19 protein-coding genes and 1 other RNA gene are annotated in these 18732 nt (G+C 68.7%); 15 read left to right on the top strand and 5 right to left on the bottom strand.

Annotated elements, in window-relative coordinates; translation table 11 throughout:
• Positions 1-26: 26 nt before the first annotated feature.
• The 12 genes from dapA (at position 27) to dapF (ending at position 12801) form a co-directional block, all read left to right on the top strand.
• Positions 27-1004, top strand: coding sequence for a 4-hydroxy-tetrahydrodipicolinate synthase (gene dapA, locus ACWGSM_RS02455; protein ID WP_452321389.1), 978 nt, complete (start codon positions 27-29; stop codon positions 1002-1004).
• Between the two features lie 60 nt (positions 1005-1064).
• Positions 1065-2741 carry a ribonuclease J gene (locus ACWGSM_RS02450; protein ID WP_452321388.1) on the top strand — a complete coding sequence of 559 codons (1677 nt, stop codon included), beginning with the start codon at positions 1065-1067 and terminating at the stop codon, positions 2739-2741.
• A 59-nt stretch (positions 2742-2800) separates the two neighbouring features.
• Positions 2801-5557 (top strand): DNA translocase FtsK, encoded by a 2757-nt coding sequence (locus tag ACWGSM_RS02445; RefSeq protein WP_452321387.1) that lies wholly within the window; start codon positions 2801-2803, stop codon positions 5555-5557.
• Positions 5557-6132: a CDP-diacylglycerol--glycerol-3-phosphate 3-phosphatidyltransferase gene (gene pgsA / locus ACWGSM_RS02440; protein ID WP_452321386.1), complete on the top strand. Its 576-nt coding sequence runs from the start codon at positions 5557-5559 to the stop codon at positions 6130-6132. Before ACWGSM_RS02445 ends, pgsA begins: the two co-directional genes overlap by 1 nt.
• A complete protein-coding gene (locus ACWGSM_RS02435) occupies positions 6129-6611 on the top strand; it encodes a CinA family protein (RefSeq protein ID WP_452321385.1) in 483 nt (160 codons plus the stop codon). The genes pgsA and ACWGSM_RS02435 overlap by 4 nt, the downstream gene beginning before the upstream one ends.
• Positions 6612-6764: 153 nt before the next feature.
• Positions 6765-7073 carry a helix-turn-helix domain-containing protein gene (locus ACWGSM_RS02430; protein ID WP_313354850.1) on the top strand — a complete coding sequence of 103 codons (309 nt, stop codon included), beginning with the start codon at positions 6765-6767 and terminating at the stop codon, positions 7071-7073.
• Between the two features lie 20 nt (positions 7074-7093).
• Positions 7094-7315 (top strand): DUF3046 domain-containing protein, encoded by a 222-nt coding sequence (locus ACWGSM_RS02425; RefSeq protein ID WP_452321384.1) that lies wholly within the window; start codon positions 7094-7096, stop codon positions 7313-7315.
• 246 nt (positions 7316-7561) lie between these two features.
• Positions 7562-8605: a recombinase RecA gene (recA, locus tag ACWGSM_RS02420; RefSeq protein ID WP_452321383.1), complete on the top strand. Its 1044-nt coding sequence runs from the start codon at positions 7562-7564 to the stop codon at positions 8603-8605.
• Positions 8605-9249 carry a regulatory protein RecX gene (locus tag ACWGSM_RS02415; protein WP_452321382.1) on the top strand — a complete coding sequence of 215 codons (645 nt, stop codon included), beginning with the start codon at positions 8605-8607 and terminating at the stop codon, positions 9247-9249. Before recA ends, ACWGSM_RS02415 begins: the two co-directional genes overlap by 1 nt.
• 59 nt (positions 9250-9308) lie before the next feature.
• Complete coding sequence (miaB, locus tag ACWGSM_RS02410; RefSeq protein WP_452321381.1) at positions 9309-10862, top strand: tRNA (N6-isopentenyl adenosine(37)-C2)-methylthiotransferase MiaB; 1554 nt, start codon at positions 9309-9311, stop codon at positions 10860-10862.
• A gap of 41 nt (positions 10863-10903) precedes the next feature.
• Positions 10904-11788, top strand: coding sequence for a tRNA (adenosine(37)-N6)-dimethylallyltransferase MiaA (gene miaA / locus ACWGSM_RS02405; protein WP_452321380.1), 885 nt, complete (start codon positions 10904-10906; stop codon positions 11786-11788).
• Between the two features lie 140 nt (positions 11789-11928).
• Positions 11929-12801, top strand: a complete 873-nt coding sequence (gene dapF / locus ACWGSM_RS02400) for a diaminopimelate epimerase (RefSeq protein WP_452321379.1) — start codon at positions 11929-11931, stop codon at positions 12799-12801.
• 10 nt (positions 12802-12811) lie between these two features.
• On the opposite strand, the gene ACWGSM_RS02395 is transcribed toward dapF, so the two are convergent.
• Positions 12812-13459 (bottom strand): class I SAM-dependent methyltransferase, encoded by a 648-nt coding sequence (locus ACWGSM_RS02395; RefSeq protein ID WP_452321378.1) that lies wholly within the window; start codon positions 13457-13459, stop codon positions 12812-12814.
• 70 nt (positions 13460-13529) lie between these two features.
• On the opposite strand from ACWGSM_RS02395, the gene hflX reads away from it, so the two are divergent.
• Positions 13530-15038: a GTPase HflX gene (hflX, locus tag ACWGSM_RS02390; protein WP_452321377.1), complete on the top strand. Its 1509-nt coding sequence runs from the start codon at positions 13530-13532 to the stop codon at positions 15036-15038.
• Positions 15039-15083: 45 nt separating this feature from the next.
• On the opposite strand, the gene ACWGSM_RS02385 is transcribed toward hflX, so the two are convergent.
• Positions 15084-15737, bottom strand: coding sequence for an SIMPL domain-containing protein (locus ACWGSM_RS02385; protein ID WP_452321376.1), 654 nt, complete (start codon positions 15735-15737; stop codon positions 15084-15086).
• A 145-nt stretch (positions 15738-15882) separates the two neighbouring features.
• On the opposite strand from ACWGSM_RS02385, the gene ssrA reads away from it, so the two are divergent.
• Positions 15883-16252: a transfer-messenger RNA gene (ssrA, locus tag ACWGSM_RS02380) on the top strand.
• 45 nt (positions 16253-16297) lie between these two features.
• Here the strand turns inward: ssrA and ACWGSM_RS02375 are convergent.
• Entirely contained in the window at positions 16298-16903 is a 606-nt protein-coding gene (locus tag ACWGSM_RS02375; protein ID WP_452321375.1) for a TetR/AcrR family transcriptional regulator, read from the bottom strand.
• Positions 16904-17020: 117 nt separating this feature from the next.
• On the opposite strand from ACWGSM_RS02375, the gene ACWGSM_RS02370 reads away from it, so the two are divergent.
• A complete protein-coding gene (locus ACWGSM_RS02370) occupies positions 17021-17218 on the top strand; it encodes a hypothetical protein (RefSeq protein WP_452321374.1) in 198 nt (65 codons plus the stop codon).
• Positions 17219-17267: 49 nt separating this feature from the next.
• Here ACWGSM_RS02370 and ACWGSM_RS02365 read toward each other — a convergent pair whose 3' ends face one another.
• Together ACWGSM_RS02365 and ACWGSM_RS02360 are read right to left on the bottom strand one after the other, a co-directional pair.
• Positions 17268-17837, bottom strand: a complete 570-nt coding sequence (locus ACWGSM_RS02365) for a hypothetical protein (protein WP_452321373.1) — start codon at positions 17835-17837, stop codon at positions 17268-17270.
• A 31-nt stretch (positions 17838-17868) separates the two neighbouring features.
• On the bottom strand, positions 17869-18678 hold the full coding sequence (locus ACWGSM_RS02360) for an inositol monophosphatase family protein (protein ID WP_452321372.1): 810 nt from the start codon (positions 18676-18678) through the stop codon (positions 17869-17871).
• Positions 18679-18732 lie beyond the last annotated feature (54 nt).

Genomic DNA, 18732 nt, shown 5'->3' with positions numbered 1-18732 from the left:
AGGCACTGAAACGCTACGCTGAGAGGATGACGCACGCGGAAAATCCCTTCGGACAGGTGCTCGTCGCGCTGGTCACCCCGATGACCGCCGACGGCGAGGTCGACTGGCCGGCCACCGAGAAGCACCTGGACCGCGTCATCAGCGACGGTGCCGACGGCATCGTCGTCACGGGCACGACGGGTGAGACCTCCACCCTCACCGACGACGAGAAGATCCGTCTCGTCGAGGTCGGGAAGGATGTCTCGGCCGGGCGGGCGAAGATCATCACCGGTGGCGGGTCCAACGAGACCGCGCATGCCATCGAGCTGTACAAGGCTAGCGAGAAGGCCGGCGCCGACGGGCTCCTGGTCGTCACGCCGTACTACAACAAGCCCACCCAGGCCGGCATCCTCACCCACTTCCGCCTGGTCGCCGACGCCACCGACCTGCCGGTCATGCTCTACGACATCCCCGGCCGCACCGGCGTGCCGATCAGGTACGAGACGATGCTGCGCCTGGCCAAGCATCCGAACATCCTCGCGGTCAAGGACGCCAAGGGGGACTTCAGCGAGGTCAGCCGGGTGTTGAACCAGACCGAGCTGATGTACTTCTCCGGCGATGACGCCAACGTGCTGCCGCACCTGTCGATCGGTGCGACGGGCCTCGTCGGCGTCACCGGGAACATCACCTCGGCCCCGTACCGGACCATCGTCGACGCGGTCAACCGGGGCGACCTGACGGCCGCGACCGCCGAGCACAAGCGTCTCGAGCCGCTGGTGCGAGCGGTCATGACGCACGTGCCCGGCACGGTCTCGGCGAAGTACATCCTGCACGGACTCGGCCGCATCAACAGCCCGCGCGTGCGCCTGCCCCTGGTCGGCCCGGAGGAGTGGGAGGCGGCCCTCATCGAGGATGAGATCGCCCTCGTCACGGATGTCGCCGGCGCCGACTTCTCGAACTTCCGCCCCGACCGCAACGCTGCGGCCGGCGGCGCACTGCCCAAGGTGCACGGCACCACACGATGAGCGCGCCCTCGCGCTGACAACGACATGACCGGGCCCCGCCTGCCCGCTTGAGGAGACCGAATGTCCTTCCCCCTCGCCGAACCCGAGCCGCTCGCTCCCGGAACGCTGCGGGTCACCCCGCTGGGCGGTCTGGGCGAGGTCGGACGCAACATGACCACATTCGAGTACGAGGGCAAGATCCTCATCGTCGACTGCGGAGTGCTCTTCCCCGAGGAGCACCAGCCCGGCGTCGACCTGATCCTGCCCGACTTCGAGCCGATCAAGCACCGGCTCGACGACGTGGTCGGCGTCGTACTCACGCACGGTCACGAAGACCACATCGGCGCGGTGCCGTACCTGCTGCGCCTGAAGCAGGACATCCCGCTGATCGGATCCGGGCTCACGCTCGCACTCGTCGAGGCGAAGCTCAAGGAGCACCGGATCAAGCCATTCACCCTCACCGTGAGGGAGGGCCAGGAGGAGAAGGTCGGTCCGTTCGACCTCGAGTTCGTCGCGGTCAACCACTCGATCCCGGATGCCCTGGCCGTCGCCATCCGCACCCCGGCCGGACTCGCGCTGGCCACGGGCGACTTCAAGATGGACCAGCTGCCGCTCGACGGGCGGATCACCGACCTGCGCGCCTTCGCGCGTCTCGGCGAGGAGGGCGTCGACCTGTTCCTCGTCGACTCGACCAACGCCGACGTGCCGGGATTCACGCCCACCGAGCGATCGATCGGGCCCGTTCTCGAGCAGGTCATCGGCAAGGCGCGGCGCCGGGTCATCGTCGCCAGCTTCTCGAGCCACGTGCACCGTGTGCAGCAGGTCATCGACGCCGCGCACGCCCACGGTCGCCGCGTGGCGTTCCTGGGCCGCAGCATGGTGCGCAACATGACGATCGCCGAGCAGCTGGGCTATCTGAAGGTGCCCGCGAACGTGCTGATCGACTACAAGAAGGCCCGTGACCTGCCCGACGACAAGATCGTCTACATGTCGACGGGATCCCAGGGTGAGCCGATGGCCGTGCTCAGCCGCATGGCCAACCTCGACCACGCGATCGAGCCCGGCGAGGGCGACACCGTCATCCTCGCCTCGAGCCTCATCCCCGGCAACGAGAACGCGGTCTACCGTGTGATCGACGGGCTCACCAAGCTGGGCGCCGACGTGGTGCACAAGGCCAACGCGCAGGTGCACGTCTCGGGCCACGCCGCGGCCGGCGAGCTGATCTACTGCTACAACATCCTGAAGCCGAAGAACGTGCTGCCGGTGCACGGCGAGTACCGTCACCTCATCGCGAACGCAAAGCTCGCCCAGGCCACCGGCGTGCCCGAGGAGCGCACGATCGTCGGCGGCAACGGGACCATCATCGACCTGCGTGACGGTGAGGCCCGGGTCGCCGGTCAGCTCGACATCGGCTTCGTGTACGTCGACGGATCGACGGTCGGCGGCATCACCGACGCCGATCTCAAGGACCGCCGGATCCTCGGTGAAGAGGGCTTCGTGTCGGTCATCGTCGTGGTGGACTCCTCGACCGGCGGCATCATCTCGGGACCCGAGATCCATGCGCGCGGCGTCGCGGAGGACGACCGGGTGTTCGACGACATCACCCCGAAGATCATCGCCGCCCTGCAGGAGGCGGCGCGCAACGGCGTGCGCGACAACCACGCGCTCTCGCAGATCATCCGTCGCACGATCGGGCGCTGGGTCAACCAGAAGCTGCGCCGTCGCCCGATGATCGTGCCCCTCGTGATCGAGGCCTGATACCGCGTAAAGCCGCGTCACTGCGGGCGGTTGTCGGCCGTCGGCCGTACCGTGGACACATGGCCAGGAGCACCACCAAGTCCGAGCGCGCGTCCGAGAGCGCGAACTCGTCCCGCCCGAAGCGGCAGACGACGGCCCGATCGAGCGCGAAAGCCGCTCCGGCTCCGAAGAAGTACATCGACGAGGCCGAGCGACCCCCGCTCGGGGTCCGCATGTGGCTCGGGCTCGCACACGGGGTCGGCGGTCTGTTCCGTGCTTTCGGTCCGGAGAACCTCGAGAAAGATCAGCGACGCGACGGCTTCCCGCTGCTGCTGGTGCTGTTCGCCATCATCGGCGGCGTGGTCGAGTGGTTCTTCATCGGCAACGTGATCGCACAGAACATCAGCGCGTTCACCTGGGGTCTGCTGGTCGGCCGGGTCGCGTTCGTGCTCCCGGTGCTGCTGCTTCTTCTCGCAGGGTGGCTGTTCCGTCATCCGTCGTCGGTGCATGACAACGGCCGGATCGGGATCGGCTTCGGTCTGTTCGTGCTGTCGCTCGCCGGCATCCTGCACGTCGCCTCGGGCACCGTCGGCGCGACCGGCGCGGTCGTCAGGCCGCAGCCGCGCGACGGGATGCCCGAGCTCAGCGGCGCCGGCGGACTCTTCGGCTGGATGCTCGGTGAGCCCCTCGCCTTCCTCACCCCGGTCGTCGCGTACGTCATCCTCGCGCTGCTCGCGGTGCTCAGCATCCTGATCCTCACCAAGACGCCGCCGAACCGCATCGGCGAGCGGCTGGGCGACCTGTACGCCTGGATGTTCGGCGCCGAGCGGCCCCTGCGTCCCTCGGCGGAGGAGGTTGTGGCCGCCGATGACGCCGAGAAAGACGACGCGCTGCCGTGGTGGCGACGCAACAAGAGCGGGCGAGAGGAGACGCCGGACGACGACGTCGACTCCCAGGCCATCACGGCGCTCTTCGACGAGCCGTCGCAGAAGAGCGCGTACGACCAGGCGGTCATCGTCGACGACGAGCCCGCGACCCACGGCGGGGCGGATGCGGCGACCGAGGTGCTCTCCGACGTCAGCGCCCTCACCGGGCTGCTCGGCGAGCAGAGCACGACCGCCCTGCTCGACGACTCGGGTTCCACGGGCGAGCTGCCCGGTCTCGACGGCTTCGGAACAGCGGGGCCGGGGGAGAAGGGGATGCAGGCGCCCGCCGCCCCCTACGTGCTCCCCTCGACGGCGGTGCTGAAACCCGGGCCGCCGCCGGTGGTGCGCTCGGATGCCACCGACCGCACGATCGAGCAGATCACCAGCGTGCTCGAGCAGTTCAAGGTCGACGCCAAGGTCACCGGCTTCTCGCGCGGTCCGACGGTCACGCAGTACGAGATCGAGGTCGGTCACGGCGTCAAGGTCGAGAAGATCCTGCAGCTGAGCAACAACTTCGCCTATGCGGTCGCGTCGAACGACGTGCGCATCCTGTCGCCCATTCCGGGCAAGAGCGCCATCGGCATCGAGATCCCCAACGTCGACAAGGAGACCGTCGCGCTCGGCGATGTGCTGCGCTCGAGCGCGGCGCAGAAGAGCACGCACCCGCTGACCATCGGCGTCGGCAAGGATGTCGGCGGCAACATCGTCGTGGCGAACCTGGCCAAGATGCCGCACCTGCTCGTCGCCGGTTCGACAGGGTCGGGAAAGTCCAGCTTCGTGAACTCGATGATCACGAGCCTGCTCATGCGCGCCCGCCCCGCTGATGTGCGCATGGTGCTGATCGACCCGAAACGGGTCGAGCTGACCAACTACGCGGGCGTGCCGCACCTGATCACGCCCATCATCACGAACCCGAAGAAGGCGGCCGAGGCGCTGCAGTGGGTCGTGAAGGAGATGGACATGCGGTACGACGACCTGGCGTCGTTCGGCTACCGCCACATCGACGACTTCAACAAGGCGGTGCGCGCCGGAGAGGTGCAGCTGCCGCCGGGCAGCGAGCGCGTGCTCAAGCCCTACCCCTACCTGCTGGTCGTGGTCGATGAGCTCGCCGACCTGATGATGGTCGCCCCGCGGGACGTCGAGGACTCGATCGTTCGGATCACCCAGCTGGCGCGCGCATCGGGCATCCACCTCGTGCTCGCCACGCAGCGCCCCAGCGTCGACGTCGTCACGGGCCTGATCAAGGCGAACGTGCCCTCGCGTCTGGCCTTCGCCGTCACCAGCGTCACCGACAGCCGCGTCATCCTCGATGCGCCCGGCGCCGACAAGCTGATCGGTCAGGGCGACGCGCTGTTCTCGCCGATGGGCTCGTCGAAGCCGTTCCGTCTGCAGGGCGCCTGGGTCGACGAGGCCGAGATCTCGGCGGTCGTGAAGCACGTCACGCAGCAGGCGCGACCCGAGTACCGCCCCGACGTGCAGGAGTCGGCCGAAGCGCGCAAGAAGGAGGTCGACGAAGACATCGGAGACGATCTCGAACTGCTGCTCGCGGCGGCCGAGCTGATCGTGTCTTCGCAGTTCGGGTCGACGTCGATGCTGCAGCGCAAGCTGCGCGTCGGCTTCGCCAAGGCCGGACGCCTCATGGACCTGCTCGAATCACGCGAGATCGTCGGGCCCTCGGAGGGCTCGAAGGCCCGCGATGTGCTGGTCACGTCGGAGCAGCTGCCGGGAGTGCTCGCGAAGCTGCGCGGAGACGACGCACCGGCACCTGCCGCGCCTGCCGCACCGCCCGCGAGCGCCTCCGCCGACCCGTACGGACGCGATCCCGTGGCCCAGCAGTTCGAAGGGCTGCCGGTGGTCGAGAGCGATGACGACGGCGACGAAGACGCCTGGGGACTGACGGGGCGCGACTGATGACGATTCCGAGGCAGCTTCCCAACGCGATCACGATCGCCCGCATCCCGCTCGCGGTCGTCTTCTTCGTGCTCCTTCTTCTCGCGGGTGCGTTCGGCGCCGACGACATCGTCATGCGCTGGGTGGCTGCGGGGCTCTTCGTGCTCGCCATCTCGACCGACTGGGTCGACGGCTACCTCGCGCGCAGGTACGACATCGTGAGCGACTTCGGAAAGCTGTGGGATCCGATCGCCGACAAGCTGCTCACCGGCGCGGGCTTCCTCGGGCTCGCCATCCTCGGCGAGGTTCCGTGGTGGATCGTCATCGTGATCCTCGTCCGTGAGTGGGCGATCACGATCCACCGCTTCACACTCGTGCACGAGCACGTCGTCGCCGCGGCCTGGATGGGCAAGATCAAGACCGTCGTCCAGGGCCTCGCGCTGAGCTGGGCGCTGCTGCCGCTGGGCGGGCTCGTCGGTCACACGGCCTGGGTGGTGGTCACGCAGGTGCTGATGATCCTGGCGCTCGTGCTCACCGTCGCGAGCGGCATCGACTACATCGTGGCGCAGGTGCGCGGTCGCCGGAGGGCCGGATGACCGACGCCGCGCTGCTGGTCGCCGCTCTGCGCGAGCGCGGCTGGACGCTGGGCGTCGCGGAGTCGCTCACCGGAGGTGCGGTCGCCGCCGAGATCGTGTCGGTCCCCGGTGCGTCGGCTGCTCTGCTCGGCGGCATCGTCGCCTATGCGACCCCGGTCAAGCACACGCTGCTCGGCGTGGACGCCGCTCTGCTCGCCGAGCACGGTGCCGTGCATCCCGACGTGGCCGCGCAGATGGCCGAGGGGGTGCGGCGCGCCGTGGCCGTCGACGATCGTCCGGCCGACGTGGGCATCGCGACGACGGGGATCGCCGGGCCGGACTCGCCCGACGGCCAGCCGGTCGGCACTGTGCACATCGGCGTCGCCACGGCGACGGGCATCCGGAGCATCCCGAACCTGTTCGCCGGCACGCGCGCCGAGATCCGTGCGCAGGCGACAGCGGCGGCCGTCTCCGCGGCGCTGGCAGCGGTGCGGGAATAGGCCCGCGCGCATCGACGTTGTCTTCTACGTGACAAGCCGCTCACTCACAACTCAAGCACAGCGAGAAACAGTAGATTCGACGACAACCGATCGGGTTAGACTGGCGATCCCCTCGGAGCAGTCTCCGGGTGGCGCAACGGAAAGGAGGTTCCGATGATCCTCGTCAGACAGGAAATCGGCGATGTGCTGCGGGACTTCCGCCTGCAGAAGGGGCGCACTCTGCGCCAGGTCGCGAGCAAGGCCTCCGTGGCTCTCGGGTATCTGAGCGAGGTCGAGCGCGGTCAGAAGGAGGCGTCGAGCGAGATCCTCGCATCGGTCGCAGAGGCACTCGACGTGCCCATCTCGACGATCATGCGCGAGGTCGGCGACCGCATTTCCGTGCTCGAAGGCCTCAGTCCGTTCCCGGACGTCGTCCCCGACGATCTCGTCGCCGCGGTCGAGCCCGAGCTGTCGCTGCACTGACGCCGCAGCGCACTCCCCACATGCGACGAAGCGAGTTCCTCCGCGCGGTCGACGACGAGTTCGGCGGCCGCGCGGATTCTCTTGTGCACGACCTGATCCTGGGCACGCTGGGCAGGACGGCCCGTGAGGCACTGGATGCCGGGGTGCCGCCGCGCGATATCTGGCTCGCGCTGTGTGATGAGACCGACGTGCCTGCGACGCGGCGCTACGGCGTGGGACGGCTGGATCCACGCGAGCGCTGAACGAAACTCTGCGGCCAATCCTCGGCGTGTCGTCGAAGATGTGTTCGATGTGTGCGTAATGTTCTGCACAAGTGGTCTTGAGGTCATCTTCTCCACATCAGACGCTGTCACCGATCCAATGTCGGTGGCCGCTCATACGGTGAGAGATGTGGCACTGAGCCATACGCCTTGTCGCAGAGTCACTCCATCCGGAACGGCCGCGACAGCCTACAGGCGGCAGAACTTCGAGATACAGAGGAGCACGTCATGCCATCCACCGACGACCGCGAGAAGGCCCTGGATTCCGCACTCGCACACATCGAGCGTCAGTTCGGCAAGGGGTCGATCATGCGACTGGGCAGCGACGAGCGCGCTCCTGTCGAGGTGATCCAGACCGGGTCGATCGCCCTCGACGTCGCCCTCGGCATCGGAGGTCTGCCGCGTGGACGCATCATCGAGATCTACGGTCCCGAATCGTCCGGTAAGACGACGCTGACCCTGCACGCGATCGCCAACGCGCAGCGCGCCGGCGGAATCGCCGCGTTCATCGACGCCGAGCACGCGCTCGACCCCGAATACGCACGCAAGCTCGGCGTCGACATCGACCAGCTGCTCGTCTCGCAGCCCGACACGGGTGAGCAGGCCCTCGAGATCGCCGACATGCTGATCCGCTCCGGCGCGATCGACCTCGTCGTCATCGACTCCGTCGCCGCCCTCGTGCCCGAGGCCGAGATCAAGGGCGAGATGGGCGACTCGCACGTGGGTCTGCAGGCGCGTCTCATGTCGCAGGCGCTGCGAAAGCTGACCGGTGGGCTGAACCAGACCAGGACCACGGCCATCTTCATCAACCAGCTGCGCGAGAAGATCGGTGTGTTCTTCGGCTCGCCCGAGACCACGGCCGGCGGTAAGGCGCTGAAGTTCTACGCCTCGGTGCGCCTCGACATCCGGCGCATCGAGACCCTGAAGGACGGCACCGAGGCGGTCGGAAACCGCACCCGTGTCAAGGTCGTCAAGAACAAGATGGCCCCGCCGTTCAAGCAGGCGGAGTTCGACATCCTCTACGGCATCGGGATCTCGCGCGAGGGCAGCCTCATCGACTTCGGCGTCGAGCACGGCATCGTCAAGAAGTCTGGCTCGTGGTACACCTACGACGGTGACCAGCTCGGCCAGGGCAAGGAGAACGCCCGCAACTTCCTGATCAAGAACGACGACGTCGCCATGGCGATCGAGACGCAGATCAAGCAGAAGCTGGGTGTGGGCGCCAAGGCGGAAGACACCGTCGACGAGCTCGCCGAACGCCGTCCGGCCTGATGTCCTCCGCTGACGACGGGCTCGCCCCGGTGATCCCGTTGTTCGGGGGAGCTCCGCGGCTCGACGATCCGGCCGAGAATCATGACGACGCCGTGCCGCTCGAATCGGATGCCGACGAGATCCGTCAGCGCGCAGAGGAGGCTCTGGTGCGCAAGCTGCGCGCCAAGCAGCTGTCGGTCTCGGAGGCGCGGTCGGTGCTGCGCGAGAACGGTCTCGACCGCGACGCGATCGACGACGTCATCGACGAGTTCCTCCGCCGCAGCTACCTCGACGATCACACGCTCGCCTCGCTGCTGGTGACCTCAGGATCCGAGCGGAAGGGGCAGGGACGCATCGCCCTGGCGCGGTCGCTCGGGCAGCGCGGCATCCCGCGTGACATCGTCGACGACGCGCTCGCTGAGCTGCCCGACGACGATGCCGAGCGGGCGCTGGAGTTCGCCCGCAGCAAGGCATCGGGCATGAGCCGCCTCGACTACGACACCGCACTGCGCCGGCTGCACGGGCAGCTGGCCCGCCGCGGCTACGGCGGCTCCGTCGCGATGAACGCCGCACGCACAGCCCTGGGCGAGGTCGGAGTGCGTCGCGCGACGACCCGCCCGTCCGGTGCGCACTCCTCCGGCGTGCGATTCGTCGACTCCGACTGAGCATCCTCTCTACGAGCCGCCCCGCCACCCGGCCGGGCGGCTCGTAGAATGGAACCACCATGTCTTCTCTCTCTTCCGAACCGACGATCATCGCGCTCTCCACCGCGGCGATGACCGCCGACGGGCGCCGTCGCTCCTACGAGGTGCGCACCTTCGGCTGCCAGATGAACGTGCACGACTCCGAGCGCCTGTCGGGTTCGCTCGAGAGCGCAGGGTACGTGCGGGCGGATGCCGGCGACGAGGCCGACATCGTGATCATCAACACCTGCGCCGTGCGCGACAACGCCGCCGGCAAGCTGTACGGCACCCTCGGGCATCTCAAGTCCCGAAAGGACAAGCACGAGGGCATGCAGATCGCCGTCGGCGGATGCCTCGCGCAGATGGACCAGCAGGCGGTGCTCGACAAGGCTCCCTGGGTCGACGTCGTCTTCGGCACGCACAACATGGGCTCCCTGCCCGGCCTGCTCGAGCGCGCACGCCACAACGGCGAGGCCGAGCTCGAGATCCTCGAGTCGCTCGAGATCTTCCCGTCGACGCTGCCCACCAAGCGCGACTCCGCGCACAGCGGCTGGGTGTCGATCTCGGTCGGCTGCAACAACACCTGCACGTTCTGCATCGTCCCGAGCCTGCGAGGCAAGGAGAAGGACCGCCGTCCCGGCGACATCCTCAATGAGATCCGGCTGCTCGTCGAAGACGGAGCGATCGAGGTCACGCTGCTCGGGCAGAACGTCAACTCCTACGGTGTCGAGTTCGGCGACCGCCAGGCGTTCAGCAAGCTGCTGCGCGCAGCGGGAGAGATCGAAGGACTCGAGCGCATCCGCTTCACCAGCCCGCACCCCGCCGCGTTCACCGACGACGTCATCGATGCGATGGCCGAGACGCCCAACGTGATGCCTCAGCTGCACATGCCGTTGCAGTCGGGCAGTGACAGCATCCTCAAGGCGATGCGTCGCTCGTACCGCAGCTCCCGCTACCTCGGCATCATCGAGCGCGTGCGCGAGCGCATCCCGCACGCGGCCATCACCACCGACATCATCGTCGGCTTCCCCGGTGAGACCGACGAGGACTTCGAAGACACCATGCGCGTCGTCGAGCAGTCCCGCTTCTCGGGCGCCTTCACCTTCCAGTACTCCATCCGCGAGGGCACGCCGGCGGCCACGATGCAGAACCAGGTGCCGAAGGAGGCCGTGCAAGAGCGGTACAACCGCCTGATCGCCCTGCAGGAGCGGATCTCGCTGGAGGAGAACCAGAAGCAGGTCGGCCGCGAGGTCGAGGTGCTCGTCTCCGTCGGCGAGGGCAAGAAGGATGCCTCGACGCATCGCCTCACCGGGCGTGCTGAAGACAACCGGCTCGTGCACTTCGAGGTGACCCCCGGATCCGAGCTCCCGCGCCCCGGCGACGTCGTCACGGCGAAGATCACGCACGGCGCGCCGTTCCATCTGCTCGCCGACGACCCGACCGGCGCACCGCTGCGCATCCGCCGCACCCGCGGCGGCGACGCGTGGGATCGCGCGCAGGCCGCGTCGTGCGGCGTCCCCGCACCGTCGGGGGAGTCCGGCGCGCCGCGCGCGGTCTCCCTGGGACTGCCCACGCTGCGCCCTGTCGGATCTTGATCCCCGGCGCGGCGCGGCCCGATGCGCCGCGGCTCTGGGCGGTGGTCGGCGCCACGGGCACCGGCAAGAGCGAGCTCGCACTCGATCTCGCCGAGCAGCTGCGTGCGCGTGGCAACCCGGCCGAGGTCGTCAACGCCGACGCCATGCAGCTGTACCGGGGCATGGACATCGGCACCGCCAAGCTCCGCATCGACGAGCGGCGCGGCATCCCGCACCACCTGTTCGACGTCCGCGAGGTCACCGATGAGGCGGCCGTCGCCTGGTATCAGCCGCTCGCCCGTGAGGCGATCGCCGCCATCCACGCCCGCGGGGGAGATGCGATCCTCGTCGGCGGATCCGGACTGTACGTCTCAAGCGTGATCTTCGACTTCCGGTTCCCGCCGAGGGATGCCGCGCTCCGGGCGCGCCTCGAAGCCGAGCTTGCCGAGAGCGGTGCGGGCGCGCTGTTCGAACGGCTACGCGAGCGCGACCCCGCGACAGCGGCGCGCATCGATCCGAAGAACGGCCGGCGCGTCGTCCGCGCGCTCGAGGTGATCGAGCAGGGCGGCACCACGCACGGGGCCGCGCTGCCCGAGAAGCCGGAGCTGTGGCATCCGGCTACCCGGATCATCGGTCTTCACACGCCGCGGGAGCTGCTGGTCGAGCGGCTCGATCGACGAGTGGAATGGATGTGGCAGGGCGGGATGCTCGACGAGGTCGAGCGCCTGCGTGTCGACGGAATCGAAGACGGCGTCACCGCGTCGCGAGCGATCGGATACGCCCAGGCTCTCGCGCAGCTGCGCGGCGACACCACTCAAGACGATGCGATCGCCGAGACGCAGGCCCTCACCCGTCGCTACGCGCGGCGGCAGGTGTCGTGGTTCAAGCGCTATCCCGACATCGAGTGGGCCGAGCACCCCGTCGACGTCGAGTCGCTGATCCACTGAGCCCCGGCCGCGTCGACATTCGAATGGGTCATGCGGTACGAACAGGGCCGCTGGGACTACGCGCAGCCGACCTGGGTGTGCACCCATTGCTGTGCGGCCGGTACCGGGTCACGGGTTCCGGCGCTCTCTAGACTGTTCGTATGGTCGCATTCACCAAGGGGCACGGCACCGGCAACGACTTCGTGATCATCGAGGACGTCGACGGCGAGCTGGATCTGTCAGCGACCCAGGTGCAGGCGCTCTGCGACCGCAACTTCGGCGTCGGCGCTGACGGCGTGCTGCGGGTCGTGCGTTCGGTGGCCATTCCTGAAGGCGCGACGGTTCTGGCTGAAGAGCCCGAGGCCGAGTGGTTCATGGACTACCGCAATGCCGACGGGTCGATCGCCGAGATGTGCGGCAACGGCATCCGCGTCTTCGCTCACTACCTGCTGCGTGCCGGTCTCGCCACGATCGACAGTGGCTCGACGCTGCCAATCGGCACGAGGGCGGGCGTGCGCGACGTGATGCGCTCCGAGACCGGCTACCAGGTCGATCTCGGGCTGTGGAAGCTCGCCGGCGGCGAGCCGCTCGCCCGCGCGGCCGGTCTCTCGGTGCCGCGACCAGGGCTCGGCATCGACGTCGGCAACCCGCACGTGGTGGTCGCCCTGGCATCCGACGACGAACTGGCGGAACTCGACCTCAATCCCACCCCGGTGCTCGACCCGGCCCCCGTCGACGGAGCCAACGTCGAGTTCGTCGTGCCCGGTGAGCCGCTGGTGCGTGACGGCGTCGGGCATGTGCGGATGCGCGTGCACGAGCGCGGTGTCGGCGAGACCCTCAGCTGCGGCACGGGCGTCGCTGCCACGGCTCTCGCGGTGCGGCATTGGGCCGGCGCCAGGGCACCACACCAGTGGCGCGTCGAGGTGCCGGGCGGTGTGCTCGGGGTGCGGATGTTCCCCGCGGAGGACGGCGAGCACGTCGCGCTGTCCGGACCCGCGCAGCTCGTCTACCGCGGCGAGATCGACCTCGTCTGAGGTCGATCGCTCACTCGGGCAGCACGATCGGGGCGGTCGGCGGTGTGCCGTGCCGGCGCACCTTGAGGATCCGGTACCCCTTGCCGGTCGCCGCACGGCTCACGCTGAAGCCGGGCGTGAACACCGTGGCCATCCACCGCTGCAGCGAATCGGACCCGAGGTTGCGCTGCACCACCAGCCAGGCGTCGCTGCGCTCGTCGAGGCGCGGGATCCAGCGCTCGAGCATGTTGTGCAGCTCGCTCTTGCCCACCCGGATCGGCGGATTCGAGCGGATCGTGGTGAAGACCAGGTCGTCGGGAACATCCTCGGGCTTCACGGCGTTCACATTGGTGAGGCCGAGGGCTTCGGCGTTGCGCCTGGTGAGATCCAGTGCGCGCTCGTTCACATCCACCGCCCAGATCACGGCGTGCGGCGTCGAAAGGGCCATCGTGAGACTGATCGGACCCCACCCGCATCCGAGGTCGAGGAAGTTGCCGCTCGGCGGCAGAGGAGCCATATTGGCGAACAGCACCGCGGTGCCCGTGTCGAGACGTTCGGGGCTGAACACGCCGCCCGCGGTGGTCACCTCCCGATCGCGTCCCGCGAGCGGAACGGTGATGGTTCGGAGGTTCTCGGCACTGGCCGGGGCCGCACTGAAGTAATGATCGGACGACGGCATGCAGTGAGCGTACCGGACACCGCGGGCTAAGGTTAAGGCGCTTCTCAGAGAGGACAGAGTTCACCACCGGATGACGAACATCAACGACGACAACACCACACAGGACGCACTGGACCGCGTGCTCGCGAACGCAGAGCCGCGCACGCAGCCGCGCGTGTTCGGTGCCGCCCAGGCGCTGCAGGACATGGCATCCGCCGGTCATTCCGACGCGGACGGCGAGCAGTGGGATCTCGAGGACCGGCACGCGCTGCGCCGCGTCGCCGGGCTGTCCACCGAACTCGAGGACGTCACCGAAGTCGAGTACCGGCAGCTGCGGCTCGAGAACGTCGTACTCGTCGGCGTGTACCCGCAGGGCGCGCAGGAGGATGCCGAGAACTCGCTGCGTGAGCTCGCCGCCCTCGCCGAGACCGCCGGTGCCGTGGTGCTCGACGGTCTGCTGCAGCGCAGGCCGCACCCCGACCCTGCGACCTACCTCGGCCGGGGCAAGGCGCAGGAGCTGAAGGACATCGTCGCCGCGGTCGGCGCCGACACCGTCATCGCCGACGCGGAGCTCGCCTCCAGCCAGCGACGCGCGCTCGAGGACGTCGTGAAGGTGAAGGTCATCGACCGGACCACCGTCATCCTCGACATCTTCAGCCAGCACGCGAAGAGCCGCGAGGGCAAGGCGCAGGTCGAGCTCGCGCAGCTCGAGTACCTGCTGCCGCGCCTGCGTGGCTGGGGTGAGTCGATGAGCCGCCAGGCCGGTGGCCAGGTCGGCGCCGGCGGCGCGGGCATGGGCTCGCGCGGACCGGGTGAGACGAAGATCGAGCTCGACCGCCGTCGCATCCGCACCCGCATGGCGCAGCTGCGCAAGCAGATCCGTGACTTCGCGCCCGCGCGCGACGCGAAGCGCGCCGAGCGCAAGCGCAACACCATCCCGTCGGTCGCGATCGCGGGATACACCAACGCGGGCAAGTCGAGCCTGCTGAACGCGCTGACCAGCGCCGGCGTGCTCGTCGAGAACGCCCTGTTCGCTACCCTGGACGCCACGGTGCGCCGCGCGGAGTCGGCCGACGGCCGCGTGTACACGCTTGCCGACACCGTCGGCTTCGTGCGCAACCTGCCGCACCAGCTGGTCGAGGCGTTCCGTTCGACGCTGGAGGAGGTCGGCCAGGCCGACCTGCTCGTGCACGTCGTCGACGCCTCGCATCCCGACCCGTCCGCGCAGCTGCAGACGGTGCGCGACGTGATCGGCGACGTCGGCGGCCGCGACATCCCCGAGATGGTCGTCTTCAACAAGGCCGACCTGATCCATGAGGACGAGCGGCTCGTGCTGCGCGGTCTCGCACCAGACTCCCACTTCGTGTCGTCACGAACGGGGGAGGGCATCGCCGAGCTGCGCGCCGAGATCGAGCGGCGGCTTCCGATGCCCGCCGTCGAGGTGCGCGCGCTCGTGCCGTATGACAGGGGGGACCTCATCTCGGCGGTGCACGAGAGCGGTGTGCTGGTCTCGTCCGAGCATGAGGAGAACGGCACGGCTGTGCACGCGCACGTCTCCGAGCGTCTGGCCGCCGAGCTCGCGCCCTTCGCGATCGGCTGATGCGTCGGGCGGGCGCGTGCGGATCCGCACGCGCCCGATGCCGGATCAGGATGCCGAGAAGCGGCCCTCCACGGTCGCCGAGACGGTGATCTCCTCGCCTTGGAACTCCATCGCGGGCGACGCGTCGAATGCGCCCGCAGCGCGCATCGCGACCGGCGCGAAGCCGGGAGCCTCGGCGGAGATCAATCCACGATCAGCGATCTCCAGCGGGGTCACGGTGCGCAGTCCGAGCGCCTCGGCGTACGCCTGAGCGCGCGACACGGCGACGCCGACCGCCTGAGTCGCGACCTCGCGCTCCACATCGCGTTCCGTCTCCGGGGTCAGATGCCAGTCGACGTCGCCGAGCGCGACGCCGTCTTCGCCGGAGAGCTCGGTCGCCCAGAGCGACAGCTCGGAGATGTCGGCGAAGGTGGCGGTGAAGTCGACGCTTGCCCGGTACACGGGCGCGAGCCTCCGGCCGTCGGCGTTCCAGGGCCGCTCGGCGTACACGCTCAGCCGCTGGCTCGACCACGCGGTCACGCTCCCCGCCTGCTCCTGTGCGGTGATGCCTTCGCGCACCGGCTCCGCGAGCGCCAGCGTCCGGCGCACGACCTCCTCGCGGTCAGGACCGTCGAGGGCCACGGTGAGCCGGATGGTGGCCCGCTCGGGTGCGACGCGCAGTTCGTGCTCGCCGCGGACGGTGATGATGACTTCGCTCATGCGAGCGACTGTACGGCACACCGGCCACAGCCTCGCCCCGGAATAGCATCCGGGTCGGATCCGTTGTAGTCTGTGATGCTCGGGAGCACATGCTCCCGCTGGTAATTCCACAGTGTGACAGCGGCTCCTTCGCAAGAAGGTCCACGGGGCTGATCGGTTTCGACGGCGCCTGTGTATCGACGAGAAGCGGGCCGAGGATGCAGGGTTATCTCGTGAACGCTCCCTGCAAAACCATAGTTGCCGAAACCAAGCGCAACGACTTCGCCCTCGCTGCCTAAGCGAGCCCGATAGTCCGTCAGACCGTATCTGATCCCGATACGGACCCTGGCGTCATCTAGGGATCTAGCTGCGTGATGGCGTCTGGACGTCACGTGGGACTCTTCCCAGACTGGGCTCGTCGACTTAGGTGTCTGTGACAAAGGTCGGAGCCGAGCAGAACGCCTCCACAGACTGCGCCCGGAGAAGACGTGGATGAGCAGCGTCGGACGGGGGTTCGATTCCCCCCAGCTCCACCAGCCGCTGTCACTGTGGAACATCAGCCCCGAGACGTCGCGTTCGCGTCACGCCCGAGGGCGCAACCCGTCGAACGCGACCGCGCGGATCTCCGCGCCGAGCAGCTCCGGGTCGACGGGGCCGTCCGTCCGATACCACTCGACGACCGAATTGATCATCCCGAAGATCAGGCGGGTGGCGACACCGGCATCCAGATCCGCTCTCACGAGCCCCTCCGCCTGCGCCTGCTGCACGAGGCCGGTGACCGTGTGATCGAAGCGGCGACGGCGCTCGAGCGCGGCGAGCTCGAGGTCGCTGTTGCCGCGCAGGCGCAGCAGCAGCGTCACCTGCGGCTGCCGCCCGGTCAGCACCCGCACGGCGCCGTCGACGATGGCGGTGAGCCGTTCACCGGCGGTGGGATGCTCGAGGGCGGCATCCAGGGCATCCTCCAGACCGCCCAGCGCGTCGTCGAGGGCGATCTCGAGGATCTGCTCCTTCGAGTCGACGTGGTGGTACAGCGCCGACTTCGTGACGCCGAGCCGCGCGGTCAGATCCGACACGGACGTCGCATCGTAGCCCTGCTCATTGAAGAGCTGGACGCCGACGCGGATGACGTCGGCGCGGTCGTGTCCCGGGCGCCCGCGGCGCGACGGACCGCGGGTCGTCGCGGTCACGGGCGGGTCCTCGGCATGCCACAACTCTAGCCGCGCGACCCCGACCGGGGCATCCGCGGGGCGCCCCATCAGACCGGTAAGCTGAGAGGGTAATCCGACGATCGGAAAGGCTTCGACATGGTCGACTTCATCGTGTTCCTCGTGCTGTTCATGGGTGGTATGTGGCTTCTCGGCGCCGCGTGGGAGATGCCGGCATGGCAGGGTGTGGCGTTCAGCGCCGGCATCATCATGGTCAGCATCGCCATGGCGTACGTGATGCGGCAGCGCGGAAGCGCGACTCGCCGCTCCGACAACTGGGGCCACCGCCAGAAGTGACGAAAGGCGCCGCTAACCGGGCGGCGCCTTCACAACCGGGCCTGTTCGCTCATCCCTTCCACTCGATGAGCAGCAGGCCCTGTTTCGTGTCTGCGAACTTCACCCAGCCGTCGCCGAACTCGTAGGTCATGCCGAAGCCGTCCTCGTCGGTTGCGATGGCGTAGGCGGGATCCTCGGTGAAGTACACCTGGTCTCCCTCGCTCGAGCGCAGCCAGCCGTCGCGCTTCAGGTTCGCCTGAGCGACGTCGGAGGTGCGCGCGTCGAGCGTGCCCCACCCGTACATCTGGCCGTGGTCGGATGCCGTGCTGAAGTCTGCCCACATGCACAGCAGACCGTCCGGCACCAGCGTCTCGCCGATGCGCAGCTCCTGCTGCTTCGACGTCCATCCCTGGGAGGTCAGGGCGTCGACCGTGCCCGGGGTGATGATCGTCTTGCAGGTGGGCTCGGCGCCCGGGGTCGGCGTCTCGACGTCGGCCGGTGCCGTGCTCGCGGTGGTGGTCGGCTCGGTGCTCATCGACGAACTCGATGACGGTGGGCGCGTGGCCTCGGGGGCGGCGCACGATGCCAGCAGCAGAACGGCTGCGAGCGCGCTGAACGTGAGGGGGATGCGGGGGCTCATAGAGGGATTCCGGGGAGGGGGAGCGGTGCGCTCAGGGGAGGTGCGCGTCGCGGAACAGGGACAGGAAGGGGTCGTGCAGGATGCCGTTCGTGGCGAGCGTGGACAGCGCCGACAGGGTCTCGGCTCCGTCGAAGGCGGTCATGCGGCCGCCGGCTTCTCGAACGATCGCCACGGCTGCGGCGATGTCGTACTCCTTGACGTCGAACTCGGCGACCATGTCGATTCGGCCTTCGGCGAGAAGCATGTAGCTGTACACGTCACCGTAGGCGCGGTCGCGCCACACCCGGTCGGCGACGGCGTGGAGTTCGGCAAGCTTCCCGGCGTCAGCCCACTGCCCGATGCTCTGGAAGCTGATGCTCGCGTCGTCGAGCGAGTCCACGTCGGACACCGAAAGGCGGCGGGGGCCGTCGGCGGCGTTCGTCCACGCGCCGAGATCGTCGGCTGACCACCAGCGGCGGGCCAGGGCAGGCATGCTGACCACGCCGACGCGCGGCACGCCGTCGATCGCGAGAGCGATCATCGTGCCCCACAGCGGCACCCCGCGCAGGAAGTTCGCCGTGCCGTCGATCGGGTCGATGATCCACTGGCGATGGGTGTCGCCCTCGGCGCCGTACTCCTCGCCGAAGATGCCGTCGGCGGGGCGCTCGGCTGCGAGCAGCTCGCGGATGGCGCGCTCGGTGGCCAGGTCGGCGTCGGTGACGTGCGAGCGGTCGGCCTTGCGCGAGACCTGCAGATCGGCGGCGTCGAACCGGGGCAGCGACTGGGCGTCCGCTGCGTCCGCCAGACGGAGAGCGAGGGCGAGATCGGCAGCGAGGTCGGCGTCGTCGCGGGTGTCGGTCACCTATCCAGGATAGGCCGCGACCCTCCGCTGAACCGGCTCGCAGCATATCGGTCC

Source organism: Microbacterium sp. NPDC055521, assembly GCF_053619695.1.
Note: the sequence above shows the minus strand (reverse complement) of the source record. Positions and strands in the feature narration are given on the sequence as shown.

Bases quoted from the DNA above. Each gene is read 5' to 3' on its own strand.
- ACWGSM_RS02385 (WP_452321376.1), bottom strand. From the start codon at position 15,737: ATGAGCGAAGTCATCATCACCGTCCGCGGCGAGCACGAACTGCGCGTC.
- ACWGSM_RS02425 (WP_452321384.1), top strand. From the start codon at position 7,094: ATGCGACGAAGCGAGTTCCTCCGCGCGGTCGACGACGAGTTCGGCGGC.
- pgsA (WP_452321386.1), top strand. From the start codon at position 5,557: ATGACGATTCCGAGGCAGCTTCCCAACGCGATCACGATCGCCCGCATC.
- dapF (WP_452321379.1), top strand. From the start codon at position 11,929: ATGGTCGCATTCACCAAGGGGCACGGCACCGGCAACGACTTCGTGATC.
- ACWGSM_RS02430 (WP_313354850.1), top strand. From the start codon at position 6,765: ATGATCCTCGTCAGACAGGAAATCGGCGATGTGCTGCGGGACTTCCGC.
- hflX (WP_452321377.1), top strand. From the start codon at position 13,530: ATGACGAACATCAACGACGACAACACCACACAGGACGCACTGGACCGC.
- miaB (WP_452321381.1), top strand. From the start codon at position 9,309: ATGTCTTCTCTCTCTTCCGAACCGACGATCATCGCGCTCTCCACCGCG.
- ACWGSM_RS02435 (WP_452321385.1), top strand. From the start codon at position 6,129: ATGACCGACGCCGCGCTGCTGGTCGCCGCTCTGCGCGAGCGCGGCTGG.
- ACWGSM_RS02450 (WP_452321388.1), top strand. From the start codon at position 1,065: ATGTCCTTCCCCCTCGCCGAACCCGAGCCGCTCGCTCCCGGAACGCTG.
- recA (WP_452321383.1), top strand. From the start codon at position 7,562: ATGCCATCCACCGACGACCGCGAGAAGGCCCTGGATTCCGCACTCGCA.
- dapA (WP_452321389.1), top strand. From the start codon at position 27: ATGACGCACGCGGAAAATCCCTTCGGACAGGTGCTCGTCGCGCTGGTC.
- ACWGSM_RS02365 (WP_452321373.1), bottom strand. From the start codon at position 17,837: ATGAGCCCCCGCATCCCCCTCACGTTCAGCGCGCTCGCAGCCGTTCTG.
- ACWGSM_RS02370 (WP_452321374.1), top strand. From the start codon at position 17,021: ATGGTCGACTTCATCGTGTTCCTCGTGCTGTTCATGGGTGGTATGTGG.
- ACWGSM_RS02395 (WP_452321378.1), bottom strand. From the start codon at position 13,459: ATGCCGTCGTCCGATCATTACTTCAGTGCGGCCCCGGCCAGTGCCGAG.
- ACWGSM_RS02445 (WP_452321387.1), top strand. From the start codon at position 2,801: ATGGCCAGGAGCACCACCAAGTCCGAGCGCGCGTCCGAGAGCGCGAAC.
- ACWGSM_RS02415 (WP_452321382.1), top strand. From the start codon at position 8,605: ATGTCCTCCGCTGACGACGGGCTCGCCCCGGTGATCCCGTTGTTCGGG.